Origin of the sequence: Pseudohaemophilus parahaemolyticus (assembly GCF_938021905.1) — a bacterium.
Classification (GTDB): Bacteria; Pseudomonadota; Gammaproteobacteria; order Enterobacterales; family Pasteurellaceae; genus Haemophilus_A; species Haemophilus_A parahaemolyticus_B.
Map to the genome: position 1 here is coordinate 1 of NZ_CALIFA010000010.1, position 1,743 is coordinate 1,743.

The 1,743-nt window shown below is 43.6% G+C and carries 3 protein-coding genes; all 3 read left to right on the forward strand.

Translation table 11 applies throughout. The annotated features are described in order from the left end of the window. The first annotated feature begins 259 nt into the window (after positions 1 to 259). The 3 genes from QMF79_RS00540 (at position 260) to QMF79_RS00550 (ending at position 1,487) form a co-directional block, all read left to right on the forward strand. Positions 260 to 754, forward strand: a complete 495-nt coding sequence (locus QMF79_RS00540) for an N-acetylmuramoyl-L-alanine amidase (RefSeq protein ID WP_281772342.1) — start codon at positions 260 to 262, stop codon at positions 752 to 754. 254 nt (positions 755 to 1,008) lie between these two features. After that, positions 1,009 to 1,233 carry a DUF2644 domain-containing protein gene (locus tag QMF79_RS00545; protein ID WP_281772343.1) on the forward strand — a complete coding sequence of 75 codons (225 nt, stop codon included), beginning with the start codon at positions 1,009 to 1,011 and terminating at the stop codon, positions 1,231 to 1,233. After that, positions 1,230 to 1,487, forward strand: coding sequence for a DUF2681 domain-containing protein (locus tag QMF79_RS00550; RefSeq protein WP_281772344.1), 258 nt, complete (start codon positions 1,230 to 1,232; stop codon positions 1,485 to 1,487). Before QMF79_RS00545 ends, QMF79_RS00550 begins: the two co-directional genes overlap by 4 nt. Positions 1,488 to 1,743: the final 256 nt, after the last annotated feature.

Below are 1,743 nucleotides of genomic sequence, written 5' to 3' on the forward strand. Positions count from 1 at the left end.
ATATATAGAAGGTGCATTTACTCAACGCTTGCCGATTGAAATTCCACTAACCGTAGATTTGAGTATATTAGCAAAACAGGAAGCTGTGAAAGCAACTGTTACTTTAGTTTATCGTGAAAAAGGCGATAGGATTGAACGTAAAAAAATTATCCTTGATACGTTACATACAAAATAATCATTAAACCAGTTTAAAACCAGTTCCCACCTATATTCAGTACACTCCAGTTATCAACCAATCCTTGATAACTGGAGTTTTTTTATGCACACCTCACCCATCACAAAAATCGTGATCCATTGCTCAGCCACCCAAAACGGCAAGCAACTTCGCACCACTACCCAAACCGCAGCCCAACGTATTGACGACTGGCAAAAACAGCGAGGCTTTCAGCGTTTAGCAAGCAACTACAAGCAATTCAACCCACATCTGCAACATATCGGGTACCACTTCGTCATAGACACCGACGGCACGGTTGAAACAGGTCGTCGTGAGGGCGAAACAGGTGCGCATGTTAAAGGGCATAACCTTAACAGCCTTGGTATCTGCTTGGTCGGCGGTATCTGCAAAGATGGCAAAAACCATGGTGAATACACCGAAAAACAATGGCAGGCACTACATAAATTATTGCGTCAGCTTGAAGCGAAATATCCCAGCGTTCGCATTTGTAGACATCGTGATTTAAGCCCCGACCTTAACGGCGATGGGACAATCACGCCTAATGAACGGATTAAAGATTGCCCATGCTTTGATATGTAGAGTTGGTTGGATTCCGAGCAGGTTATCAATCACGAACATTTGTTTAAATAAATCTCCCCTAACCCCTCTTTACAAAAGAGGGAAACGGTAAAACGGAGAAAAAACAGCCCCCCTCTTTAGAAAAGAGGGGCTGTGGGAGATTTGAAGAATACGGAGAACAAAGTGAAAAAATTAAGCAATAACGTCAAAATTAGCCATGCAATCAATAAAGGTCTCACCGTTGCTCAATGGTTTTACTTACGCTGGAGTTACTAATGGCAATCAAAGAACTCATCACCAACGACAACGGCAGGCTCAGTACCACCGCCTTTATCCAATTTTTCGGGGTGTTATTAATGGCTGGCATTTTGATTTATGCCGTGTGGCTTGACCGTGCCTATGTGGGCGAATTATTCACTACGTTTGCCATTTTCTGTGCTGGCGGTGCAGCCACGAAAGGCTTTGCCAATGAGTTAAATAATCGGGGGCGTGAAGAATGATGGCTTACTTAATTTTAGGTGGGGTTGCGGTGGTTTTGGTCAGCGGTGTGATTGTCTGTTACAAAATTCGCAAAGCTCAACAGGAAATCGACCGATTGTTTAAGCAAAACGAGCAACCGCAACAGAAAAATGCGGTGGCTCAAACCCAAGTGAAACATTTTGAAACGAGAAAAAAGAATGAAGAAAACAACCGCACTTCTGATCGCAATGGGCTTATTAACCGCCTGCAACAACAAAGCAATCTCCGTGATTAACTCCAGCTGTGCAGGCCTTGGTGTGATTAAGGCAAGCCGTCAAGACACCACCGAAACCCTACGCCAAATTGCGGTGCATAACGCGACCTATCGGGAGATTTGCAAGGAGACAAACAATAACTATTAACGTGGAATTTTGGTACTTGGTGGGGTTGTTGCTTTCATTCTTAGGTTGCTGTTTTGGCTTTGTCAAGATTTTAGTATTGCAGTTCCCAAACTCACTGTCGGAACGTTACCAAAACCAAGATCGGAAGAG

Excerpts from the sequence above, each read along its gene's own strand:
- QMF79_RS00545 (WP_281772343.1), top strand. The coding sequence starts at position 1,009 with ATGGCAATCAAAGAACTCATCACCAACGACAACGGCAGGCTCAGTACC.
- QMF79_RS00540 (WP_281772342.1), top strand. The coding sequence starts at position 260 with ATGCACACCTCACCCATCACAAAAATCGTGATCCATTGCTCAGCCACC.
- QMF79_RS00550 (WP_281772344.1), top strand. The coding sequence starts at position 1,230 with ATGATGGCTTACTTAATTTTAGGTGGGGTTGCGGTGGTTTTGGTCAGC.